A 3,015-nucleotide genomic window follows, 5' to 3' on the forward strand; every position below is an offset into this window, starting at 1 on the left:
GCCGCACCTGCCGGCTGCAGGCGCCGAGCGCCGTGGCCCCCAGAGCGATCACGAGCAGGACGGCGGGGACGGCGACCGCGAACTCCGCGGCCACCGCCCCGCGGTCGTCACGGCCGCGGATCCGGCCCGGCATCCGCATCACGACACCGTGAGGGCGCGCTTGACGAGATCGGTGAGGATGCCGCGCACCTCGCCGGAGCGCATGATGACCACCAGCAGCCCGGCGAACGCCACCGCAGCCATCGTCGTGACGGCGTATTCGGCGGTCGCGGCGCCGGTGTCGTCGCCGTCGAAGAGCATGGCGGCGCGGCGGCGCGTGAGCGGGGGAAGGTCGTGCGCACGGCGGGAACGGAAGAGGACGGTCATGGGATTCTCCTTTTATCTCGGGCACATTCTCGGGGCACGGTTCGGGGGCATATCTGCGGGGTGCTCACAGGGGCAGCACCGTGGTCGTGATGATGCCGAGCAGCATCGGGGCGACGCCGAGCAGCAAGAACGCCGGAAGCGTGCACAGGGCGAGCGGAACCAGCAGTCGCGACGAGAGGCGCGCCGCCGCCATGCGGCCCTCCGTGCGGGCGCGGTGCCGCGCCAGCGAGGCATCGGCCCGCAGCAGATCGGCCGCGGGGACCCCCGCCGTGCGCGAGAGCTCGAGGATCCGGTCGACGTCGGGGTGCGCGGCGCCTCCCGATGGGTCGGCGCGGGCGACGATGGCCTGCGCTCGATCGAGCGACACGCCGCCCGAGACCGCGATCGCGAGCAGGTCGGCGTGGAGGCCCGGGATTCCGACCGGGGGTTCGGCGCGGCGCGCGAGGGTGCGCGACCACAGCTGCGCCGCGACGATCAGCGCGACCCCGGCGACGAGACAGCCGCGCCCGATCGGATTCGTGGTGAGCACGCGCAGCGAGTCGAACCCGAGAGCGATGCCGATGCCGAGTCCGATGACGGGCAGCCAGCTCATCAGGCGGGTGGTCGTCAGGGGCTCGGTGAGCGCGACGCGTACTTCGTCACGGATGTCAGCGGCATCCTGCAGGGTGTCTGCGATGCCCCGGAGGCTCGCGGCCAGCGGCGCTCCGACCGTCGTCGCGACGGTCCAGGCCGCGGCGATCTCGCCCCAGCCCGGTCCCGCCGCGGCGATGGCCCGGGTCAGGGGTACGTCGGCCTCCATCCGCGCCGTCACCGATCGTGCGGGTTCCGCACCGAGGGATGCGAGGTGCCGCCAGGCTCGCTCGGGAGCGATGCCCGCCTGCAGCAGCACGGCGAGCTGCCGCACGGTCGCGGCATCGGGCGCCGCCTGCGCTCGCCTCGTCACGCGCACGGGTGCTCCTCGATGGCGAGGCGTCCGTCGCGCACGACCGGAGTGCCGATGCCCGCGACGGCGCGCGTGCCGCCTCGCCGCTCGATGTGCACGACGGCGTCGATGGCGCTCGCGACCTGCCGGGCGAGCGCACCGTCGTCGAGGCCGGCGAGCGCCCCGAGGGCTTCGAGCCGAGCGGGCACGTCGATCAGCCCGTTCGCATGCAGGGTGCCGGCGCCGCCGTCGTGCCCGGTGTTCAGGGCGGCGAGCAGCTCCCGCACTTCTTCCCCACGGCACTCGCCGATCACGAGCCGGTCGGGTCGCATGCGCAGCGCCTCCCGCACCAGCCGGGCGAGGCCGATGCCGCCGGTGCCCTCCAGGTTCGCCTGCCGCGCCTCGAGCCTCACATGGTGCGGGTGTCGCAGACGCAGTTCGGCGACGTCTTCGATCGTGACGATGCGCTCGACGTGGGGCACACGGTCGAGAAGGGCTGCCAGCAGGGTCGTCTTGCCGCATCCGGCGGATCCGGTGATGAGCAGGTTCGCGCGGTCGGCGACGAGGGCCTCGAGCCGGCCGCGCTGCGCTGCGTCCATCATCCCGCGCTGCTCGAGACCGTCGAGGTCGAGCGTCGCAGCCCGCGCCACGCGCACCGAGATCATCGTGCCGCCGAGTGCCACCGGCGGCAGCACCGCATGGACGCGCAGCCCGCCCGGCAGTCGCACGTCGACGCACGGGTGCGCATGATCGATGTGGCGGCCACCCGCGGCGATGAGCGCCGTCGCGAGTTCGCGGACGTCGTGCTCGGTGGTGCGCCAGCCGGGCTGCCGCTCGGCGCCACGTCCGCGGTCGACGAACAGCCCGTCGGCGCCGTTCACGAACAGGTCGGTGACGTCGGGATCGGCGAGGTACTCCGAGAGCGGGGCGAGGGCGGGATGCCGCAGCCCCTCGCCGCCGGGTGACACGGCCGCGTCGGGGCTCGGCGGCACGTGGCGCGGGGCGACGACGAACGGTTCCGGCATGTCCGCGACGCTACGGGCGGTGGTCGCCGTCGCGCAGACCCGGTCGCGCAGCTGTGGACGGATCATGGCGGCCGCGCGGCTGTGGACACGACGCCGGGACGCGAGGACCGCAGGAAAAGGAAGGGGCGGCATCCCTGGGGGGAAAGGGATGCCGCCCGAGGCGGTGCCCTGATCGGGGGGCGTCGGGCACCGCGAATGCCAGAATCGATGTTCGGCCAGCCAAGAGCATACGCACCATCGCGGGATTGATCAAACGCTGAACGACCCCTTTCAGGGGCCTGCCCGCGAAGTGACGCGGGCAGGCGGACACTAGTATGAGAGCGTTCTCATACTCGCGCACTCCGAGGCGCGCGTCGACCGCCGGCGCCCCGACGGGACGGGCGTTTGTAAGTAATCCTTCGCAATTCGCGAGCGTCTGCGCCGCAGAGTAGATTGAGCGGGAGCGGCCCGACCGAGGGTTGCGCATGCCGACGTTCGATGATGCAACGCAGACGCCGCGAAGGAGCGCAGATGAGCAGCCAGATCGACCACCTGTTGAACGAGGACCGGCGCTTCGCCCCGTCCGCCGGATTCGCAGCACACGCCAACGCGACCGCCGACCTCTACGAACGGGCGGCGGAGGATCGTGAGGGCTTCTGGGCGGATCAGGCGCGGGAGCTGCACTGGCACACCCCGTTCACCGAGGTTCTCGACTGGTCCAAC

Annotated in this window: 4 protein-coding genes; 1 reads left to right on the plus strand and 3 read right to left on the minus strand. The window is 72.6% G+C overall.

The features are described 5' to 3' along the window. Window positions 1–138: 138 nt before the first annotated feature. From VJR25_RS11990 to VJR25_RS12000, 3 genes are all read right to left on the minus strand, one after another. Complete coding sequence (locus VJR25_RS11990) at window positions 139–366, minus strand: DUF4244 domain-containing protein (protein WP_324115297.1); 228 nt, start codon at window positions 364–366, stop codon at window positions 139–141. A gap of 64 nt (window positions 367–430) precedes the next feature. Beyond that, the gene (locus VJR25_RS11995) at window positions 431–1,315 is read right to left on the minus strand and encodes a type II secretion system F family protein (RefSeq protein ID WP_324115299.1); all 885 of its coding nucleotides are present in this window, start codon (window positions 1,313–1,315) and stop codon (window positions 431–433) included. Further along, complete coding sequence (locus tag VJR25_RS12000; protein ID WP_324115301.1) at window positions 1,306–2,313, minus strand: TadA family conjugal transfer-associated ATPase; 1,008 nt, start codon at window positions 2,311–2,313, stop codon at window positions 1,306–1,308. The genes VJR25_RS11995 and VJR25_RS12000 overlap by 10 nt, the downstream gene beginning before the upstream one ends. Window positions 2,314–2,823: 510 nt before the next feature. Between VJR25_RS12000 and VJR25_RS12005 the strand changes: the two genes are divergently transcribed. Continuing rightward, on the plus strand, window positions 2,824–3,015 hold a 192-nt coding region (locus tag VJR25_RS12005), incomplete at its 3' end, for an acetyl-coenzyme A synthetase N-terminal domain-containing protein (RefSeq protein WP_324115303.1).

Origin of the sequence: Microbacterium sp., from assembly GCF_035277845.1 — a bacterium.
In the GTDB taxonomy this organism is placed as follows: domain Bacteria; phylum Actinomycetota; class Actinomycetes; order Actinomycetales; family Microbacteriaceae; genus Microbacterium.

Coding starts and splice junctions, on each gene's coding strand:
- VJR25_RS11990 (WP_324115297.1), bottom strand. CDS start 366: ATGACCGTCCTCTTCCGTTCCCGCCGTGCGCACGACCTTCCCCCGCTC.
- VJR25_RS12000 (WP_324115301.1), bottom strand. CDS start 2,313: ATGCCGGAACCGTTCGTCGTCGCCCCGCGCCACGTGCCGCCGAGCCCC.